Source organism: Enterococcus avium, assembly GCF_002891025.1.
Taxonomy (GTDB): domain Bacteria; phylum Bacillota; class Bacilli; order Lactobacillales; family Enterococcaceae; genus Enterococcus_A; species Enterococcus_A avium.
On sequence record NZ_NBSL01000002.1, the window covers coordinates 899469 to 918270 of the forward strand.

The window sequence follows — 18802 nt, forward strand, 5'->3', positions numbered from 1 at the left end:
AAAATGGGATGGGATGCATATGATGGATATTCAAGTAAGAGAGGTACGATTTGATGCGGGAAAACCTAAAATCTGCGTGCCGATTGTTGGAAAAACTTTCGAGGAGATCATTGAGCAAGCAAATGAAGCCAAGAAGGTTGCCGAAGTGATCGAATGGCGAGCGGATTATTATGAAGATGTCTTAGATGATGATAAGTTGAATTCGACTTTGCTAGCATTAAGGGATGAGATCAGGAATATTCCATTGATTTTTAATTTACGGACGACAGAAGCTGGTGGACTGCTTGATATATCTCTAAACCAATACCGTCATATTAACGAATTTGCTGTTTCTTCACGTGCGATTGATCTGGCTGATGTGGAGGTTTCTATCATCGATCAATTATCGACCACGTTTATCAAATGGATGCAGGCCCTAGATGTGCGGGTGATTTTGAGTTATTACAACTTTAAGGAAACGCCAGAGGATGCAGTGATTCTGTTTCGCTTAAATTTAATGGAGCATTGGGGAGCAGATATCGCGAAAATCGTCCTTGAACCACAGAACGAGGCTGATGTCTTGCGCCAAATGGGTATTGTAATGAAGGCTCAGACTTTTGTTACGCTGCCAGTCGTGTCCGTTTCTCTAGGCAGACTCGGGAAATTTTCACAAATCAGCGGTTCATTGGATGGCTCCTGCATGACCTATGGTTGTTTAGAAGGGCAGGTTTGTTCTGATGCCCAGATTGAAGCGGATAAGTTGACTCTGATGATTAATGAGTTAAGATAGAACTTAAAAATGATAGCTAGAAAGCCGAATGATCTTGTCTTATCAATTTGATAATACAAGATCATTCGGCTTTTCCTTTTGTACTTTTTTTAAAATACGATCTAATCCATAACATCAAGATCAAAGACTTCGATATTATCTAAACCACCGTAGATTTCGTACCAAGGTTTTGCGTATTTGTTTAAAATCTCATTTAATTCTTCGATATTTTCACGACCCTGCGTATCCAGCCAATCAATCAGGGCGGCCCTGCCGCCATCGGCATAAACTTGGACACCGTTGCGCCAAGTAGCTCGACCGCCAAGAATTCCGCAGTAGTTGGCACCATGTTGACCAGCAAATTCTAATTCTTCCCGAAAAACATCAGCAGGCACACCAGCGCTTAGATAAATAAACGGGCGAGTGGCTGCTTCACCGGCTTCTTTGAAATAAGCGGCAGCCTCTTCTTGCGTATAGACGACTGGGTCTGCCCCTTGATTGAAGCCTTCGACATATTTAAACAACACAGGAACTTCGACTTTCAAGACATCAATATGATATTTATCTTTGGTAAATTCTTTGATCGTGTCGATTACCTTTTGCGGTTTGATTTCAGCAAACTCCGGGGAGTGATCATCAGTGATTTTCTTGTCATAAACGATCGGTTCCACAAAAATAGGAATATCCGCCGCTAACGCTTCTGTTCCTAATCGCTCAAGAAATGCATGTTTGACATCCAAGATTTCTTGCGGTTCATCTGGGTCATAGTAAACCAAGACTTTAGCAGCGTCTGCGCCTTTTTCTAATAGGCGTTCTAAAGATTCATCAGGTAATAATTCAGGTAAACGTCCAGGAGTATTGGCATCATAGCCTGTTTTTTCGTAAGACATAATCAGGCCGCAACTTGGATCTTTGGCCTGGATACCTTTGAAGCCATATTGTTCATCCAGTAAGATCGCACTGACACGTTTGGTCAACTCTTGGGAAACAAGTTCTTTGAATTCGTACACTTGATCCATTGAAAAATTCTCTTCTCCTACAGCGGCTTGCATCATCTTTTTCATAGAGCCCCGTTGGTCGATTGCTAAGGCCGCAATGACGCCTTGATCATTGGACAATTGTTGCATCTTTTCAAACTTTCCTCTTGAAATTCTTTTCATACTGAAAACATCCTTTCCTTTACAAATCCAGTGTAGGATGATTCAGAAAAAAAGCCAAATAAAACGACCAATTTGTCTCGGAATGACTTTTTTGCTAGACTTTAGAAAATAAATAAAGTGAGGGATTGACTTGGCTAAGAAGAAAATTCAAAAGACCAATGCGATTCGTTTAGTCGAACAAAAGAAGATCGCTTATAAAGAGCATGAATATGCTTGGAGCGAGGACGATTTAGGCGCGGGCCACGTTTCTGAACAGGTTGAAATTGAACCTGCGAGAATTTTTAAAACCCTCGTTGCAGTTGGAAACAAAACGGGTCCAGTCGTAGCAGTGATTCCTAGTGATCATGAATTGGATCTGAAGAAGATAGCGAAGGTCAGCAGCAACAAAAAAGTTGAAATGCTGCATTTGCGAGATTTAGAGGCTACGACAGGCTACATACGCGGCGGCTGTTCGCCAATAGGAATGAAAAAGCTTTTTCCAACCTTCGTCGATGCTTCGGCTGAAAATTTTGAACAAATCGCAATTTCGGCTGGTAGAAGAGGTCTGCAAATGGAAATTGCCCCCGCGGCCATCTTAGAACTGACGCGAGGACAATTTGCGGAGCTGACGCATTAAGCAAAGGCGTTATAAGCGGCATGTGTTCCGGCAACATACCCTGTACAAAAAGCGGTGGTGATATTGTAACCACCTGTATAGCCATTTACATCTAGAACCTCCCCGGCAAAATACAAGCCGGGGATTTTTTTGCTGGCTAATTCTTTGGGGTTGATTTCCTTAAGCTCAACGCCACCACCAGTGACGAAGGATTTTTCTAAACCAAATGTTTTGTTTGCAGTCATTGACCAGTCTTTACAATAGGAAACAAAGCGGTTCAATTGTTCTTTTGATGTTTGGTTGTAAGACAATTCGCTAATACCGATTTTTTCTAAAAGAAAGAGCAACAGACGCTCAGGTAAGAAACCGGCTAAGGCGTTTTTCAATTGTTTGGTGGAAGCTGCCGAACGCTCGCTGATTTCTTCAAGTAGTTCACTGTTTGATTTTCCAGGAAAACAATCAAGTGTCAGGGTCACTGTTTGTTGGGTTCGCAACAATTGATTAACAAAGCTTGAGCAACGCAATGCGGCAGGTCCTGAAATCCCAAAATGGGTAAAGAGCAAGTCCATCTCATGGCTCGCAATTGATTTACTTTTCTCGTCAACAACAGATAATTTTACGTCCTGCAGAGACAAGCCCTGCAATGTTTTAGCTGAAACAAAATCATCAGTTAAAAAAATCGGTGATTCTGTTGGATAGAGGGGTGTCACATGATGACCAACGCTTTTGGCAAAACGGTAGCCATCGCCCTGCGATCCAGTGGAGGGATAGGTGATTCCGCCAGTCGTAACGATGATACTTTTTGCAGAATAATCCCCCTCCGAGGTGCGAACGCCTTGAATGGTTGAGCCGTTAGTAATTATTTGTTCAACCGATTCTTTAAAATGCAGCTCAACGTTTAAATTTTCTAGCTCCTCCTTTAAAGTATTGACGATCGTAGCCGATTTATCTGAGACTGGAAAAATTCTTCCGTGATCCTCTTCTTTTAACGCAACTCCGCGTTCGTTAAAGAAGGTCATGACGTCTTGGTTATCAAATTGCGAAAACGTACTATATAAAAAACGGCCGTTTCCGGGAATATGAGTGATCAAATCCTCTACTGGACGATTATTCGTCACGTTGCAGCGACCGCCGCCAGTCATAAGCAATTTCTTGCCAAGTCGTTTATTTTTCTCAAATAGGGCGACTTTAGCGCCATTCATCGCAGCTGTAATTGCTGCCATCATCCCAGCGGGACCGCCACCAATTACGATTACATCAAATTTTTCACTCATTTTAATTAATTCCTATCTTTAATTGATTTGTTGTTTTTGCTTGTATAATCATACTTTAAATACGAACAATTTTCAGTCAATTTGCCGCGTATCATGAATTTTTTTTCACTTCCATTAGAAAATGATGTAAACTATGAGTATTAAATGTGAGGAGGAATTTGATGGAAGTAAGAGAATATGTTGAACAGATTCAAAAGAACTTAGAGGCAAAAGATCCGAATCAAGAAGAATTTTTACAGGCGGTGGAAGAATTTTTACCTACCGTGATTCCTTTTCTAGAAGAGCATCCAGAGTATGTTGAAAAAAACATTCTAGGCATGATCATTGAACCAGAGCGAATGGTTCAATTCCGAGTGCCTTGGCAAGATGATAAGGGCAATTGGCAAGTGAATCGCGGTTACCGTGTTCAGTTCAACTCGGCGATTGGCCCATATAAAGGTGGTCTGCGTTTCCATCCAAGTGTGAACTTAAGTATCTTGAAGTTTTTAGGATTCGAGCAAATCTTTAAAAATAGCTTGACCGGTCTTCCAATTGGCGGCGGCAAAGGTGGATCAGATTTTGATCCGAAGGGCAAATCTGATTCTGAAGTAATGCGTTATTGCCAAAGCTTCATGACAGAATTATCAAAACATATTGGTCCAAACTTAGACGTGCCAGCAGGCGATATCGGTGTCGGCGGTCGCGAGATCGGATACCTATTCGGACAATATAAACGTCTGCGTGAATATGATATGGGTGTACTGACGGGTAAACCTTTAGGCTTTAACGGTAGTCTTGGTCGAACGGAAGCGACTGGCTATGGTGCAGTTTACTTCGTGAAACATTTATTAGAAGATCGTAAGGATTCCTTCGATGGAAAAAAAGTGATTGTCTCAGGTAGCGGAAATGTAGCTATCTATGCGATTGAAAAGGCGCAAGAATTAGGGGCAACAGCACTTACTTGTTCGGATTCAAATGGCTATATTTATGATAAAAACGGAATTGATGTCGAACTATTGAAGGAAATTAAAGAGGTTCGTCGCGCCCGCTTAACAGAATATGCCAAAGAATCTTCAACCGCTGAGTATTTCGAAGGTTCTGTTTGGGAGCTTGAGACAGAAGCAGACATTGCTTTGCCTTGTGCAACACAAAATGAGATTGACGATAAAAAAGCGGAGCTCTTAGTTAAAAACGGAGTAAAAGTGGTAGCAGAAGGTGCAAATATGCCGAGCACAAATGGCGCGGTTAAACTGTATCATGAAAATGGCGTACTTTATGGACCAGGAAAAGCAGCAAATGCTGGCGGTGTAGCTGTATCTGCATTAGAAATGAGTCAAAACTCTCAACGTTTGTCTTGGACCAAAGAGGAAGTCGATAGCAAACTCGATGACATCATGAAAAATATCTATGAAACTTGTCGTGATACGGCTGCGAAGTATGCGGATAAAGATAATTTCGCGGCAGGTGCGAACATTGCTGGGTTTGAGAAAGTTGCTGCTGCGATGATGGCACAAGGAACTGTTTAAATTTTAATGGTTTACGCTTGAAAAATCGGTAAAAGAAACGTAAAGTATAGATTGTTATGAAGTGATTTTCAAGGAGGAAAAACAATGGCACACATTCATTTCGATTATTCGAAAGTAGCACCATTCGTGAGCGAACATGAAATGGAGTACATCAAATCTGAAGTAGCTCTAGCTCACAAAGAATTACGCGAAGGTACTGGCGCAGGAAATGACTTCCTAGGCTGGATAGATCTTCCAGTAAACTATGACAAAGATGAATTTGCGCGCATCAAAAAAGCAGCTGAAAAAATCAAATCTGATTCTGATGTATTAGTAGTTATCGGAATCGGCGGTTCATACCTTGGAGCACGTGCAGCAATTGAATTCTTGCACCAAAGCTTTTTCAATGTATTGGATAAGGAAGATCGTAAAGCGCCGCAAGTATTTTTTGCGGGAAATTCAATCAGCTCAACGTACATCGCTGACTTGATCGAAGTGATCGGTGATCGTGATTTTTCTGTTAACGTAATTTCTAAATCAGGAACAACAACAGAGCCAGCAATCGCATTCCGTGTCTTCAAAGAATTATTGATCAAAAAATATGGTGAAGAAGAAGCGAACAAACGTATCTATGCTACAACTGATAAAGCTCGCGGAGCAGTAAAAGTAGAAGCTGATGCAGCTGGTTGGGAAACTTTTGTTATTCCTGATGATGTTGGTGGACGTTTCTCAGTGCTTACAGCAGTTGGTCTACTACCAATCGCAGCTAGTGGAGCAGATATTGATGCATTGATGCAAGGTGCAGCAGATGCTCGCGAAGCTTATTCAAGCGAAAACCTAGACGAAAATGAAGCATATCAATATGCTGCTCTTCGTAATATTCTATACCGCAAAGGTAAAGTGACTGAAATCTTAGTCAACTATGAACCAGGTATGCAATATTTCAACGAATGGTGGAAACAATTATACGGCGAATCAGAAGGAAAAGACTTGAAAGGTATTTACCCATCAAGTGCGAACTTCTCAACTGACTTGCATTCATTTGGACAATACATCCAAGAAGGTCGTCGTAATATCTTCGAAACGATCGTGAAAGTGGAAAAACCTCGTAAATCTGTGGCGATTCCTTCACAAGAATCTGATTTAGATGGCTTAGGCTACTTAGAAGGTAAAGATGTTGACTTTGTTAACTCTAAAGCTTATCAAGGCACATTATTAGCCCACACAGACGGCGGTGTTCCTAACTTTGTATTAAACATCCCAACAATGGATGCTTATACTTTAGGTTACGCTATGTACTTCTTCGAAATCGCTGTTGGTATCTCTGGCTATTTATTAGGGGTTAACCCATTTAATCAACCAGGTGTGGAAGCTTATAAGAAAAATATGTTTGCCCTACTTGGAAAACCAGGATTTGAAGATTTAGCAAAAGAATTGAATAATCGTCTATAAAATCAAGAAAAGAGCGCTCGTTTGACGAGGGCTCTTTTTTTCGGGTGAATAAAAGTAATACATAGCTAATCAAAATTAATGATAAAAAGCATAATGAAAGAATAAAGAAACCGGTTTTAAACAATTAAAGATAAATAAAAAATGAATAGGAGATTAAAAATAACCAAGGTTGTTTATGTTGGTGTTTTACGAATTTTCTAACAATTGTCGAATTACCCTTGATATAAAAGCAAAAAAACTTATAAAAAACGTTTTCAATTTTTAATAATTATGTTATTATAAAAACGTAGTATTAAAGGGGGATTTATTATGGAAATTACAGAAACTATTGAAATTGGACTTGCTTACGAGTGTAAAGCAATTGGAATCAAAAATGAAGTTGTTGGTGTTGTTGAGCAACTTTACAATAATACAGTGTTGATCAATGTTGTACGTTGCGCACCTTCTGACCGCGCGACAGTTATCGAATTGCAGAATCGTTTATTAGTAAAATACGAAGATGTACACGCATGTATCGAAGTTGAGTGTACTGCGTAACTTTATAGTTATGCATGTGAAATATTTATTTTGACAGGAATTAGATTCGGACCCTTCAAAAAAGAGGTTCGAATCTTTTTTGTTCCTTGCTACTTTTAGCTATTAAGAATAATCGAGGAGCTCTATCAAACTGTCGGTGAGACGTAAGCGTTTTTTTAATTTCATGTTTAAAAAGTTAGGTATCGTATTAGTTGATTTTACCGATTTAAAGTTAACAAACAGTCCATTGAACCTTTAAGTTAGAAGAAATACAATAGAAGTTGAAGAGAAGATATAGCGGGAGGGTAAGGATGAATGTCACCGCTTGATACGAGAGAGGGATCACAAATGCAGGCAATCGAAATTAAACAATTAGAAAAAGTCTATTCAGATGGGAAGAAGGCCTTAGACAACATTAGTCTAGCGGTTCCTCAAGGGACGATTTTTGGGTTCTTAGGCCCGAATGGAGCTGGAAAGACAACGACAGTCAAATTATTAAATGGCATCTTAGATCCGACTGGTGGAGAGATTCGCGTTTTAGGGCTTAATCCAGTTAGCGAAGCGGAAAAGCTTCATCAATCCACAGGCATCTTAACGGAACATGCAGGCATGTATGATCATTTGACTGGTATTGATAATCTGATTTTCTTTGGGCAGCTTTTCGGTCTGACAAAATCGGAAAGTCAAGCAAGAGGAATGCAATTGCTAGAAAAGCTAGAGCTTTCAGATGCGGCTCAAGTAACATTAAAGAGCTATTCTACCGGGATGCGTCAAAGACTCTCCTTAGCACGTACCTTGATTCATCGCCCAAGTGTGCTTTTTTTGGATGAGCCCACCAGCGGACTTGATCCTGAAAGTACAAAGAAGGTTAATGAATTGCTGCTAGAGCTTTCAAGAGAAGAGAGGACGACGATTTTCCTTTGTACACATCAATTAAGATACGCCCAAGAAATTTGTCATGAATATGGTCTGATGGACAAAGGCCAGCTTCTAGCATTAGGCAGTCTACCAGAATTACGAAAGCGTACCTTCAACAGCTATAAAGTAACGATCGAGACAGACTTCATGCCGCCTTTGCTCAAGAGCGAACGGATCAAAGATAATATTTATGAATTAGTGATCCAGGAAAAGGCAGAGATCCCTCAACTGGTGAGAGAAATTGTCAAACAGGGCGGCAATATCGCGCAAGTAACGCCAAAGGATTTTTCGTTAGAGGAAATCTATTTTGCTTTATTGGAAGGAGGAGAGACGCATGTTTAATAATCGGCAAAAAGCGATTATGGTCAAGGATGTAAGAGGAATTACTGAAAATAAACGCTACTTTTCTGTGCTGACAATTCTTCCGTTGATCTTTTCAGTAGTTTTTCCAACGATTATGCTGCTAACGGTTTTACTAAGTCCAACGGATTCTTCTTCATTTACTGAAATGGCTCGTATTTTACCAGATTTTCAAAAACTGGATCAAGAACAGTTGATTCGCGACTTGTTGTCTTTAATGATCAATAATGTCATTCCGATTTTCTTTTTAATCATCCCGATTATGACAGCGAGTGTCATGGCGGCAAGTTCTTTTGTAGGCGAAAAGGAGAAACGAACACTGGAGACATTGCTTTATTCTCCCTTATCGATTCGTGAAATTTTTCAGGCGAAAGTCTATGCCTCGTTTTTTGTAGCAATCTTTGTGACCTATGTTTCGTTTATTTTAACTGTCATCGTGATCGAGGCAGAGCTGTATTTTATTACAGGGATGATGCTTCCTTTAAGTCTTAATTGGCTGTGGGTGATGCTTCTCATTGTACCGGCAATCACCATTATCTCGATTGTCTTAATTGTCAAAGGTTCAGCAAAATCTACGACAATCGAAGAATCACAACAGAAAGCGGCCTTTTTGATCATGCCGATAGCTTTGCTTCTTATTGGCCAATTTACTGGTATTCTCGTTTTTGGCGGATGGGTAGTGATTTCAATTGGTCTTATTTTACTGTTGATTGCCCTGCTGCTACTCAGATTTTCCATGACTGGCTTCACCTACGAACGTCTATTAGAGCGATAATAAAAATCGTAAACAACCTTCAATAGAGGACTGTTTACGATTTTTATTTTAGTCAAATTGTAGAATACTTGCTGTCTTTATACTGATACGGTTTGAGTCAACCGAAAAGACACTTAGATCATCTGTCAAGATACCTGTCACGTTCTGACAACGATAGACGGCCATTTGCCGATTTGAATTGACCGGCCAAACATAAACAGCTTGATTGCGTTTTTGCAAAACTTGAATCAAATCATTGTTGGCAGTTCGTGCTTCGATATTCATGAAATCCAGTGAGGTTTTTGGAGCCCCGATCAGATCTAAAGGCAAGATATAACCAACCTTCATTGTTGGAAAAAGTTGTTTCATTTTATTGGCGCTGTCTAGGTCCATACTTTGTAGTTGATGATTGGCTAGCTGCTCTTTTAATGGTAATAATTGTTGAACGATTGTACTTTTAGTCTTGTTAGTGACCTTAAGCTCAATCAGTAATTTTTGGTTTAAACGGTTTGCTTCTGCGAGATAATCCGCAAATAATGGGATTTTACTAGTGTAGCCGTTATCCTCCAGTGTGACTTTTTTTAATTCATCCCAACTTGTTTCATCAATGCGTAAATTTTTATCAGCCAAATCCTTCAAATTTTCATCGTGCATCACGACTAATTGGTGATCTGCAGTTTCTTGAACGTCCATCTCTATATAATCTGGTCGATCTCTTAGGCTGGTTCTTTTCAGAGCTGCGATTGAATTTTGGACACCATTGCGGTTAGTAACCCCTCGATGTGAGATTGTGAAGGGTTCATTTGCATCTTCTATTTGAAAGGCATGAGCATAATGCAGCGAGTATAAGCCAAGACAAACAAGAATTGTCAAGCCCAGCCAGACGATTGTTCCCTTTGTTGTAGAGTCATCAATGACCGGCTTTTTATCCGATGCAGTCAAGTAGAGAAAGAAAAGGCCCCACCATACGTTTTGTAATACACGATAGATGACCAAAAAGATCATTGCGCTAGTTTGTCTGATCAAGAATTGCGAGAGCCAAATAACGCCGATTTCCATCAAAAGACTGACAGTTAAAAAGGCGAATGGAATTAGGACGAAGAGCAGCAGCTGTTTTCCCAATTTATTTTCCGTTTTTTGCCAGCTAAGCTTCCGACTTTCCTTTATACTTTTTCCTTGCTTTAGATATTTTGGCACTAATATCATCCGATATAAAAAATAAAGAACAATCAAGTACAGGAAAATAATCACCGGCAGTATTTTCCAACGATAAAGAAAAATAAAAGAAAGCATTCTAGCTGGAAGCGGCTGCCAAGCTAACAATAGTTGGTAAAAGCGAAAGAAAAAAATTGGAGATAAAAGTAGCCAATAGGCAAAGCTAACAAATGCTGCCTTTAAAGAAAAGTTCTGAAACCCTTTTTCATTTGACTGTACCTGGCTGAAAAAGTTTCCGTATAGAAAGATCAGAGCCGCAAACAGTAACAAATACAAAGGATGATACAGATTATTTAGAAAGCTTTGTCGAAAAAACAAAAAGAGTCCCTCTGATAAAAAAGGAAGACCAAAGACAAGCATGATAAAGTTATATATGGAAAACGTATTAAAAAAATGCGTTATTTGTTGTCGAAAGTAATTCATTATTCCTCCTACAATTCTAACAGTGAATGATTTATCTAAAATAAATCGTGCTTTTTATTTAGGGTATCACAAGTCTGCGATTCAAAGTTTGATTATTTCATGAAATTCGCGAAAATGGAATGGTCCTTCATTCGAAAATAAGGAAGCTGCGTCTCTAATACAGATCATTTTGTAAATGTCTTATATCGAATGACAAATAAGCTGCGAAAAACGTAACTCGCAGCTTATTTGTCAATTAAATGTGTATTTAAGTGTCTGAAGAGCATTACACAAAGGATACCTACAAGACTGTAAAAAAACCACTAACGCGAATTAGTGGAGGAGTAATTTTTCTAATAAGGCGCCACCTTGTAATAAGGCCAAGCTGTATAAAAAGATTGAAGCCGGTTTAGTTAAAAAGATGATCGCGCTGTATTTTTTAAAGGACATATTGGTTAGACTGGCCATTAAACATAAGGCATCATCTGGTGCAACAGGGAAGAGAATCGCTAAGGTGAACAATTTATCAAAACGCGGATCATCAAGCCAATGGTTGTATTTCTGATAAACCTTATCACTGACGAGATGCATAATAAATGGCTTGCCATACTGTCGTCCCATTAGGAAAAGAATCAATGAGCCAATTACGATACCGACATAATTATAAACGAATCCCCAATACGGTCCAAAAATCAACACTCCTGCTGCAAGGCTGATTCCACCTGGAATGATCGGGATGACTACTTGAATAATTTGAATCAAAACAAAAATGAGCGGGCCAGCGATCGGGGATTGTCCAACGAGCTGCTGCAATGAATTCATATCATCAAATACTCCTAAGCGATAGAAGTAGATTGATAAACTAATGGTTACAGCAATTCCCATCAACGAAATAATATTTAATAGCTTCCTAGATTGAACAACACTCATCTGACTCAACTCCTTTGTCTTTCTAAAATGAAGTATAAAGGATAAATTCACAAAATGCATAGGTCTGAGGTAGTAATTTGTAAATTTCGTGCGAAACTTAAAATATTTTTAGATATTTATTGGTTGCGCTTACAACATTAGCGGTTAAACAAATAAAACAGAAAAAGAAATTTCTGTTTTATACACGTTTATCTCATTCGTAAATTAGAACGGGTCCTTTTTAGGGCTCGTTCGATTACATTCGTGAACATAAAGCCGATTGCAATTGCACCAGCTGTGACGAGTACAGTAACCACTTTTTCCATTGATTCGGTAAATTCCTGATTCATCATATGGCGGACAGCCATGTAAGCTGGGCCTCCAGGAACTAATGGAACCAAGCTGGGGACGTTGAATACAATCACAGGCATATGCATGATCTTAGAGAAGAGAATGCTAATCAAACCGATCATTAAGGCACCTAAAAAATTGGAGATACCGATATTTTGATGAAAATACGTTTGTAAGATCCAAAAAGTCATCCAGCCCGCAGCTCCCGTGACACCACACGCTAAAAAAGCTCGCCGAGGAATATTGGTTATGACGCTAAAGGCGATTGTGCTAAACATACTAAATAGAAAATTGACAATAAAATTCATGAGTGACCTCCAACTAAATTTATTCGTTAAAAGAAGTTAAATGCGACAATAATCCCGCCGCCGATCGCACCAGCGATAAATAAAGCTTCTGTTCCACGAGCGACACCACTGATTAAGTGGCCCGCCATAATGTCACGAAAAGCATTCGTGATAGCTAAACCTGGAACAAGAGGCATAATGGAGCCGATAATTAAACTATTTACGTCACGAGCAAACGAGGTTGAGACTGTCAATAAAGCCAAACAGCCAATGATTAGCGCCGCCGCAAAATCATTCAGAAATTTCATCTGCAATTTATTCCCAAAAAACGTGTGAACACCAAAACCAATCATTCCGATAATGAAAGTCGGAATAAAATCAAACCAAGTACCATTTAAGATGATCATCAAGGTACTGCTGACGATACCAGCCGAAATAATTTTCCAAATATAAGGAAAGTCGGGTGTGTCCTGATCGACTTCTTCTAGATAATGATAAAATTCTGGTAGAGAAAGCTCGCCATCAGCGAATTGGCGGGAGCCTTGATTGACTGCGGTCACTTTTTCCAAATTGATCGACTGAGGTGTGATTTGAATCACCTGGCTATTCTGTTCTGATGGGAAGCCAACGATCAGCCCTGTTGCTGTTACGTAGGTTTGTATATCATCAAGCCCCGCGTTCAGGGCGATTCGTTTCATTGTATCTTCCACCCGATAGACCTCTGACCCAGATTCCATCATAATTTTCCCGGCCTTTAAGCAGGTATTTAAAACAAGTTGCGCATAATTTTGCTGTTCCATCAAGCTAACCACCTTTACTATTCTATACTATAGTAGAGAATAAGAATAAATTAGACAAGAAAAAGAATAAGGATTGTCAGAAAACCTTAGAGAAAGTATAATAAAGTAACAGCAAACTTTTTTTTTGAGCTACGATTTTTACTTTAAAGAAACAAAAATGTATTCTAATGTATAACGACACTTTTGTTTTTTAATGAAATAAGTTAAATATTGCATAAATAATGAAACGTTTACACTGCCTTTGTAAGAAAAAATCCGCATAAGTTCACCACATTTTAGAAAAAAGTTTCTGTAAATTTAGATAACATCCTACATAGGGGTTGCAAAACTAATCAGTTTTTGATTAAAATAAAATGACGGGAAAAATAATAACATTCTGGGAGGAATTACAATGAGAAGAAAAGTTTACACCAAGGACCAGATTCTAAAGGCTGCCTATGAAGTTGTCGAAAATGAAGGTTTTTCTGGATTTACCGCACGAAACATTGCCAAGAAGATGGGAATCAGTACGCAACCAATCTATTTAGAATTTAAAAACATGAGTGATCTTAAGAACACTTTGTTAGATGAAATTTGCAATCACCTATATTACGATATTTTCCCAGAAGTTCGCACAGGTGATACGATCATTGACCTAGGATTGAGCTATGTTTATTTTGCGAAAGAACAAAGTAATCTATACAATGCATTATATGTACAAGAGTATGGTGGCGGAAAGAAAATGCACGACTTCTCTTATAATTACTTCCACCAATTAATTTTAGAGCATCCGAAATACAGCCAGTTATCTGAAAAACGTATCAACGCGTTACATGTAGGAATTTGGATTTGCGTTACAGGTATCGCGACATTGATGTCATCGGGTATTATCTCACCGACACAAGATGAGATCGTTCATTTGATCAATCGTACCCTTAATAACATCTTGGAAGATGAAGATACTTCAGTTTTGGATAGTTTATAATATCTTGACATTTAAGCAAAAAAAGGTAAGATAAATGTTGCGGAAGGTTGGCAGAGTGGTAATGCACCGGACTCGAAATCCGGCGAGCCGCAGTAATGTGGTGCACGGGTTCAAGTCCCGTACCTTCCTTATTTATCAACCTGTTTAGAGTTGTTTAGCTTAGGCTGAGCAACTCTTTTTTGCTGTTAAAACAAAAAGAGGCTAGCTGCTTCGGTAACTAAAGCAGCTAGCAAAATGAAAAGTTTATTAGGGTTGAGTAGACTATAAGGAAAAAAGCTTAAATGGGGCTTAAACTATCCAAAATGAGTTTTCGCATTTGATAAAAAGTCAATTTTGCTTGCTTTCGCTACTTTTCCTTTTTAAAGTAACAGTTGTTAGGTAAATACAATGAAAAACTTGGTCATACTAACTTTTTTTAGCTCTGCGAGAAGGAAGTGGTTCATACCCGTTCGCTCTAATAAAGGCGTCAAATGAGCCATAGATTTTTTTGATTTGATTGATTTGACCGAATTCCTTGCGTGTCGGGACACGATCATTTATTGAAATAAAGTCATTCAGCTTTTTTATCAATCCATCTTTTGTGAGCGGCTTGTTTTTACCAGGAGTATTCAGCGGGTAGCCTTGGCTGCGAAGAAAGTTATTGTAGGTTCCAAAGTATTTGTTGATAATATGCATATGCCCCAATTCTGTTGAAATCGGTGTTCGCCCATGCTCCTTTGCAAATAAATGCAATTCGTTGATCACCATGTCTATTGTCATAGGCTGTCTAGGTTTTGTTTTTCTCGATTTTTTTGGCTTACTTTTTGGTTTAGCTCTAGGTTTCAGTTCTAGGGATTTGTCATACAACGACTCATATCCATGGGCTTTAATAAAATCAAAATAGGAATCAAAATAATTTTTAATGGCATAGCGATAGCCGAACTCACTTGCTTTGGGAGCACGCTGATGCGATCTCACAAAAGCATGGAGCTTTTCTGCTATTTCGATTTTTGTATAATACTCGATTACTTGTTTTTTGCCGAGTCCCTGACTTTCTAGGAAAGTTGTATAATTTTTAAACATTGTTCTTATCGGGGTTTGATAGCCAAATTCCTTAACGGTTGGTGTTCGGTGATGCTGTTCGACAAATTTGGTCAGCTTTTTAATCAAATATTCTTCAGTAATTCTTACTGCCACGGCCAATATCCTCCTTTACATCATTCGATGACTAAGAAAACGATACCATAAATTAAATGAAGGATTGTTATCAATAATTTTAAAATTTTGAAACGAAAAAAATATTTTCCGACGAGACAGACAAGAGATTATCACTTAATAGATTAAGCGATAGCAACAATAGATCGAGAAAAGTTAGATAGATTTTCTATTTATTAAGAATGAATAAGGACCTTTTAAAAGAATTATTCAGCTTAAAACACAGATAATAAGTGTCATGTTTTTTTACCTTAAGAAATCGATGTAAGAGGACTAAAGTTTTCAATTATTCAATGTTCACTGCTGGTTCTGTTATGCTAAGGATAAGCAAATTTTATTTTTTAAAAGTGAAGAGAATTGATCGCTTAACATTATAAAAGCTACGACTAGAGGTGAATAAAGATGGAAGAGACTGTATTCTTTAATTTGGGCAACGCGATCGCTTCAAAACGTGACCCAAAAGAATTGATGAAAGAAGCTCAGATCGTCAAGGATAACCGTGACCCATTAGGCAAATTAGTGATTGTGGAGGGTGAGGGAAAGGAAGCGCTGATCTTGTTTGATTTAGCGGATCAAGAAGAACCTTCAGAACGGACCGAACCCTTTAAAGTAAAAAAGATTATTGAGTAAATAGAAAATGCTGATTCATAAGTGCTCAGTGTCAAAAAGTTAAGAAAGAAATTTCGCAAGTTGCCAAGAAAATCAATAACATAGGAATCGAGGTTGAAGGAACCTACTTTGTGCTTCTCAAATTTTTATGAATTTTCGGTTTATTTCGGCTAACTCTGCGTATGAGTTGCTTTTTATTCATGAACAGGAGCTGATCCAAAAGTCTAAGAGATTTTTGGATCAGCTCTTTGTTTTGGGGCTTTTATTAAGAACAGCTTTTAAAATCTTGAAGTATTTTTGCTTATTGTCGACATGCTAGTTCTGCTTAACGGCGTTTAGCAGTAACTCAATGCATAGCTTGTGTAGAAAAGTTCATTCGTGCAGTCGGTCATGAATATACCTATTATTCCTTCATGTGAGGGATTTATACTTTCCTCTAATTAAGAAAACATATTTTTTCGTTATTTACGTCTACTAAAAATGGTCAAAAGGTTTTTTGAAATGCTGAAATAATTGTAATTTATGACGGAAAATTCAGTTTTTCCACTTAAACCCTAATTATTTTTTAAAAAATATAAAAAAATTGATGTTGAAGTAACTCAGAAAAAGGCTTATGGTTTCCTCAAGGGTGGACAAGTAATGTTTCTGGTTGGTGAGTGGGTGTCACCAGTGGGTTAAAAAAGGAGTTACAAGTATTATTTTGAAAAAGGAGATAAATCAATGAAAAATTATGGCTTAAGTGAGTCCCAACTATTCACTTTAACACGTAAGAATTTAGAAAAACGTATTAGTCAGTATTATCGTGACACAAATGATGGCGATGGCGCGCTCGAATGTTTGATAGCGCTTCAAGTACGAGAAGAATTAACAGAGGCGGATTTCGCTTTTGTACTAGCCGATCTTGTGCGTCACATTTTTATGCGGACACGTTCGAATCGTTCATTGCGCCGCTACTATCTGTTTTTTACAGAATACTTCGAGAAGAAGGAATGGCGCTTATTAGAAATCAAATTGTTTCCAGCAAAGACCTATGTTGTGGAAAAGCTGAAGACCTTGTTTACACAATTTATTAAAGAACCTTTAGCAGGATTGGTCGGCTCATGACGAGGACCTGCGGAGAAAATGGAGAAAATAGTGAGATAAAAGAAACTAGAAAGGACTAAAAATATGCAAACAACCTATACATTAGCAGCAGAATTCGGCAAAAGCGATGGCAAATCCCATCGACTGCGCATAAAGGATGTTGATTTATCCAAATCAGCAGAAGAGATTAAAGCTTCACTAACAAAATTGACGAAACTAAAACTATTTGAAAAAAATGGCGTTGAATTATTTCAGGAAGTCCGCCATGCCAAAATCATCAAAAAAACAGAAAGAACCATTTTTAATGATGGAAAAGCTGCCAAAAAATCAGCACAGTCTCAAACGGACCAAACAGCAGCTGTCCAAACAATGGAAGAACCAATAAAACAGGCGAAGACACCTGATAATAATCGAGAAGTTCCGGAAACGATTCGGATTCCGGAGGATTTAATCATTACAGAAGAATGGCCGCAGCCGAATCGCTTCGTCCAAACAATTGAGCTGCCAAGTGGCTACCATTCGTGGGATTTGAATGAGAGTCAAGCATTCATGCTGATCAATGCGTGTTTTCCTGCGGGAATCGAACCATTGACTATCGAGGCAGACGATCAATCCGTCCCAGCGAAGCTGATTGTCACCGGAAAACGCACGCAAGAGGCACCACAGGAAGCGATCGTCGCTGCGGTGAACAAGGAATCTCCACCTGCAAAACCTAAGAAAAAACGAAAGCGGTTACTCGAGCGAATTCGTAAACGAGAGTAATCATTGTGTTCAGCTCATCAAAAAATCCAACGTTGGTATGAGGTGGATCATTGAGTAAAATGTTCTGTACCATTTTTATCAAAATTTAGACAGGGATTTTCTTTGACTCGCTGAGGCCTATCACTCGACTCGATCAAACTTTTTTACTATGCTAAAGAAAAAAGATTTGAGGGAAATCCCATGATGAAATTAATAGTGGAGATTGATCATGATACAACCAGCATCCAGTTTGATGAAGAGGGTACGATGATGATTTTTCGCAACTTGAAAAAGGTGCCTGCCTTGACTAAGGATCAGCTTGTACTGTATTTCAAAGGCCGTGAAGCGCAGTCGGTGGATTATGGTCAGACGATTGACCAAAAAATCCTGAAGGAAGCGGACAGTCTGGTAACGATCAGTGTTCCGTGGGATATTGAAGGCCGTGAATTAGCTCAACAAATGCTGGAGGTTTGGCAAAAAAACGCGCTGAAAACGGCCGGGTTATTTGAGGAGCAAAAAATTGCCGTGAACCGCTATCCTATTGTAGCAAGACATCAGGAACGACTTTTCGAGCTATTAACTACCTTTGGCTTTGAGAATAAAAAAGTCAAGGCTAAACCAGCAAAGGCTCAGCATCGCTGGAATAAGCAAGTCAACGAAATTCCATTTTATATTGATTATAATAATGCAAAAGGGGAAGTTATCTGGCAAAAGCGCAATGAAATGCGGCTGTTGGCTGGTGCGAAATTAACACAGGAAATGCCTTTGAACAAAGATGGTTCGGTGGGATTTAGTGCACGCTTAACTGAAAAATTGAGAGCGGATTATGCCGATAAAATCTCTAACTATACAACAACAGAGGATATAATCTTTAAGAGTGTGAATGAAGTCGGTATCTTTCTTTATTATGCCGGAACGAATGGCTGGCTCGTCTTCAAGGACAAGGATGGCAAAACAATTGATGAATATACCGTGGTAAAATAAAT

19 protein-coding genes and 1 tRNA gene are annotated in these 18802 nt (G+C 38.8%); 13 read left to right on the forward strand and 7 right to left on the reverse strand.

Annotated features, from left to right (window positions below; translation table 11 throughout):
* Window positions 1-19 precede the first annotated feature (19 nt).
* A complete protein-coding gene (gene aroD / locus AUF14_RS04795; RefSeq protein WP_049219083.1) occupies window positions 20-769 on the forward strand; it encodes a type I 3-dehydroquinate dehydratase in 750 nt (249 codons plus the stop codon).
* A 101-nt stretch (window positions 770-870) separates the two neighbouring features.
* Here aroD and AUF14_RS04800 read toward each other — a convergent pair whose 3' ends face one another.
* Window positions 871-1908: a tagatose 1,6-diphosphate aldolase gene (locus AUF14_RS04800; protein ID WP_016182148.1), complete on the reverse strand. Its 1038-nt coding sequence runs from the start codon at window positions 1906-1908 to the stop codon at window positions 871-873.
* A 130-nt stretch (window positions 1909-2038) separates the two neighbouring features.
* On the opposite strand from AUF14_RS04800, the gene ybaK reads away from it, so the two are divergent.
* Window positions 2039-2524: a Cys-tRNA(Pro) deacylase gene (ybaK, locus tag AUF14_RS04805; RefSeq protein WP_016182149.1), complete on the forward strand. Its 486-nt coding sequence runs from the start codon at window positions 2039-2041 to the stop codon at window positions 2522-2524.
* Here the strand turns inward: ybaK and AUF14_RS04810 are convergent.
* Window positions 2521-3777: a BaiN/RdsA family NAD(P)/FAD-dependent oxidoreductase gene (locus tag AUF14_RS04810; RefSeq protein WP_016182150.1), complete on the reverse strand. Its 1257-nt coding sequence runs from the start codon at window positions 3775-3777 to the stop codon at window positions 2521-2523. The two genes, ybaK and AUF14_RS04810, sit on opposite strands and share 4 nt — an antisense overlap.
* Before the next feature lie 161 nt (window positions 3778-3938).
* On the opposite strand from AUF14_RS04810, the gene gdhA reads away from it, so the two are divergent.
* The 5 genes from gdhA to AUF14_RS04835 all read left to right on the forward strand — a co-directional run bounded on the left by gdhA (window position 3939) and on the right by AUF14_RS04835 (window position 9282).
* Window positions 3939-5282, forward strand: a complete 1344-nt coding sequence (gene gdhA / locus AUF14_RS04815) for an NADP-specific glutamate dehydrogenase (RefSeq protein WP_016182151.1) — start codon at window positions 3939-3941, stop codon at window positions 5280-5282.
* 84 nt (window positions 5283-5366) lie between these two features.
* The gene (locus AUF14_RS04820; protein ID WP_016182152.1) at window positions 5367-6713 is read left to right on the forward strand and encodes a glucose-6-phosphate isomerase; all 1347 of its coding nucleotides are present in this window, start codon (window positions 5367-5369) and stop codon (window positions 6711-6713) included.
* Between the two features lie 309 nt (window positions 6714-7022).
* On the forward strand, window positions 7023-7250 hold the full coding sequence (locus AUF14_RS04825; protein ID WP_016182153.1) for a hypothetical protein: 228 nt from the start codon (window positions 7023-7025) through the stop codon (window positions 7248-7250).
* 294 nt (window positions 7251-7544) lie between these two features.
* Window positions 7545-8489 (forward strand): ABC transporter ATP-binding protein, encoded by a 945-nt coding sequence (locus AUF14_RS04830; RefSeq protein WP_016182154.1) that lies wholly within the window; start codon window positions 7545-7547, stop codon window positions 8487-8489.
* Window positions 8482-9282 (forward strand): ABC transporter permease subunit, encoded by an 801-nt coding sequence (locus tag AUF14_RS04835; protein ID WP_016182155.1) that lies wholly within the window; start codon window positions 8482-8484, stop codon window positions 9280-9282. The genes AUF14_RS04830 and AUF14_RS04835 overlap by 8 nt, the downstream gene beginning before the upstream one ends.
* Window positions 9283-9330: 48 nt before the next feature.
* Here the strand turns inward: AUF14_RS04835 and AUF14_RS04840 are convergent, their stop codons facing one another.
* From AUF14_RS04840 to AUF14_RS04855, 4 genes are all read right to left on the reverse strand, one after another.
* Window positions 9331-10794 carry a glycerophosphodiester phosphodiesterase family protein gene (locus AUF14_RS04840; protein ID WP_225844259.1) on the reverse strand — a complete coding sequence of 488 codons (1464 nt, stop codon included), beginning with the start codon at window positions 10792-10794 and terminating at the stop codon, window positions 9331-9333.
* Window positions 10795-11211: 417 nt separating this feature from the next.
* On the reverse strand, window positions 11212-11808 hold the full coding sequence (locus tag AUF14_RS04845; protein WP_049219434.1) for a TVP38/TMEM64 family protein: 597 nt from the start codon (window positions 11806-11808) through the stop codon (window positions 11212-11214).
* Between the two features lie 188 nt (window positions 11809-11996).
* Entirely contained in the window at window positions 11997-12446 is a 450-nt protein-coding gene (locus AUF14_RS04850) for a threonine/serine exporter family protein (RefSeq protein WP_016182158.1), read from the reverse strand.
* A 26-nt stretch (window positions 12447-12472) separates the two neighbouring features.
* Complete coding sequence (locus tag AUF14_RS04855) at window positions 12473-13225, reverse strand: threonine/serine exporter family protein (RefSeq protein ID WP_016182159.1); 753 nt, start codon at window positions 13223-13225, stop codon at window positions 12473-12475.
* A gap of 391 nt (window positions 13226-13616) precedes the next feature.
* Here AUF14_RS04855 and AUF14_RS04860 point away from each other — a divergent pair, with 391 nt between their 5' ends.
* Complete coding sequence (locus AUF14_RS04860; protein ID WP_016182160.1) at window positions 13617-14189, forward strand: TetR/AcrR family transcriptional regulator; 573 nt, start codon at window positions 13617-13619, stop codon at window positions 14187-14189.
* 41 nt (window positions 14190-14230) lie between these two features.
* A tRNA-Ser gene (locus AUF14_RS04865) sits at window positions 14231-14318 on the forward strand.
* A gap of 276 nt (window positions 14319-14594) precedes the next feature.
* Here the strand turns inward: AUF14_RS04865 and AUF14_RS04870 are convergent.
* A complete protein-coding gene (locus AUF14_RS04870; protein ID WP_016182161.1) occupies window positions 14595-15365 on the reverse strand; it encodes a homing endonuclease associated repeat-containing protein in 771 nt (256 codons plus the stop codon).
* 420 nt (window positions 15366-15785) lie between these two features.
* Here AUF14_RS04870 and AUF14_RS04875 point away from each other — a divergent pair, with 420 nt between their 5' ends.
* From AUF14_RS04875 to AUF14_RS04890, 4 genes are all read left to right on the forward strand, one after another.
* Window positions 15786-16013: a hypothetical protein gene (locus tag AUF14_RS04875; RefSeq protein ID WP_016182162.1), complete on the forward strand. Its 228-nt coding sequence runs from the start codon at window positions 15786-15788 to the stop codon at window positions 16011-16013.
* Between the two features lie 699 nt (window positions 16014-16712).
* Entirely contained in the window at window positions 16713-17096 is a 384-nt protein-coding gene (locus AUF14_RS04880; protein ID WP_016182163.1) for a hypothetical protein, read from the forward strand.
* Between the two features lie 63 nt (window positions 17097-17159).
* Window positions 17160-17837 (forward strand): DUF2922 family protein, encoded by a 678-nt coding sequence (locus tag AUF14_RS04885; RefSeq protein ID WP_016252573.1) that lies wholly within the window; start codon window positions 17160-17162, stop codon window positions 17835-17837.
* Between the two features lie 180 nt (window positions 17838-18017).
* The gene (locus AUF14_RS04890) at window positions 18018-18800 is read left to right on the forward strand and encodes a DUF4357 domain-containing protein (RefSeq protein ID WP_016182165.1); all 783 of its coding nucleotides are present in this window, start codon (window positions 18018-18020) and stop codon (window positions 18798-18800) included.
* The last annotated feature ends 2 nt before the right edge of the window (window positions 18801-18802 follow it).

Bases quoted from the DNA above. Each gene is read 5' to 3' on its own strand.
- AUF14_RS04850 (WP_016182158.1), bottom strand. From the start codon at position 12,446: ATGAATTTTATTGTCAATTTTCTATTTAGTATGTTTAGCACAATCGCC.
- AUF14_RS04875 (WP_016182162.1), top strand. From the start codon at position 15,786: ATGGAAGAGACTGTATTCTTTAATTTGGGCAACGCGATCGCTTCAAAA.
- AUF14_RS04800 (WP_016182148.1), bottom strand. From the start codon at position 1,908: ATGAAAAGAATTTCAAGAGGAAAGTTTGAAAAGATGCAACAATTGTCC.
- gdhA (WP_016182151.1), top strand. From the start codon at position 3,939: ATGGAAGTAAGAGAATATGTTGAACAGATTCAAAAGAACTTAGAGGCA.
- AUF14_RS04835 (WP_016182155.1), top strand. From the start codon at position 8,482: ATGTTTAATAATCGGCAAAAAGCGATTATGGTCAAGGATGTAAGAGGA.
- AUF14_RS04880 (WP_016182163.1), top strand. From the start codon at position 16,713: ATGAAAAATTATGGCTTAAGTGAGTCCCAACTATTCACTTTAACACGT.
- AUF14_RS04810 (WP_016182150.1), bottom strand. From the start codon at position 3,777: ATGAGTGAAAAATTTGATGTAATCGTAATTGGTGGCGGTCCCGCTGGG.
- AUF14_RS04820 (WP_016182152.1), top strand. From the start codon at position 5,367: ATGGCACACATTCATTTCGATTATTCGAAAGTAGCACCATTCGTGAGC.
- AUF14_RS04825 (WP_016182153.1), top strand. From the start codon at position 7,023: ATGGAAATTACAGAAACTATTGAAATTGGACTTGCTTACGAGTGTAAA.
- AUF14_RS04860 (WP_016182160.1), top strand. From the start codon at position 13,617: ATGAGAAGAAAAGTTTACACCAAGGACCAGATTCTAAAGGCTGCCTAT.
- AUF14_RS04885 (WP_016252573.1), top strand. From the start codon at position 17,160: ATGCAAACAACCTATACATTAGCAGCAGAATTCGGCAAAAGCGATGGC.
- AUF14_RS04855 (WP_016182159.1), bottom strand. From the start codon at position 13,225: ATGGAACAGCAAAATTATGCGCAACTTGTTTTAAATACCTGCTTAAAG.
- aroD (WP_049219083.1), top strand. From the start codon at position 20: ATGATGGATATTCAAGTAAGAGAGGTACGATTTGATGCGGGAAAACCT.
- AUF14_RS04830 (WP_016182154.1), top strand. From the start codon at position 7,545: ATGTCACCGCTTGATACGAGAGAGGGATCACAAATGCAGGCAATCGAA.
- AUF14_RS04890 (WP_016182165.1), top strand. From the start codon at position 18,018: ATGATGAAATTAATAGTGGAGATTGATCATGATACAACCAGCATCCAG.
- AUF14_RS04845 (WP_049219434.1), bottom strand. From the start codon at position 11,808: ATGAGTGTTGTTCAATCTAGGAAGCTATTAAATATTATTTCGTTGATG.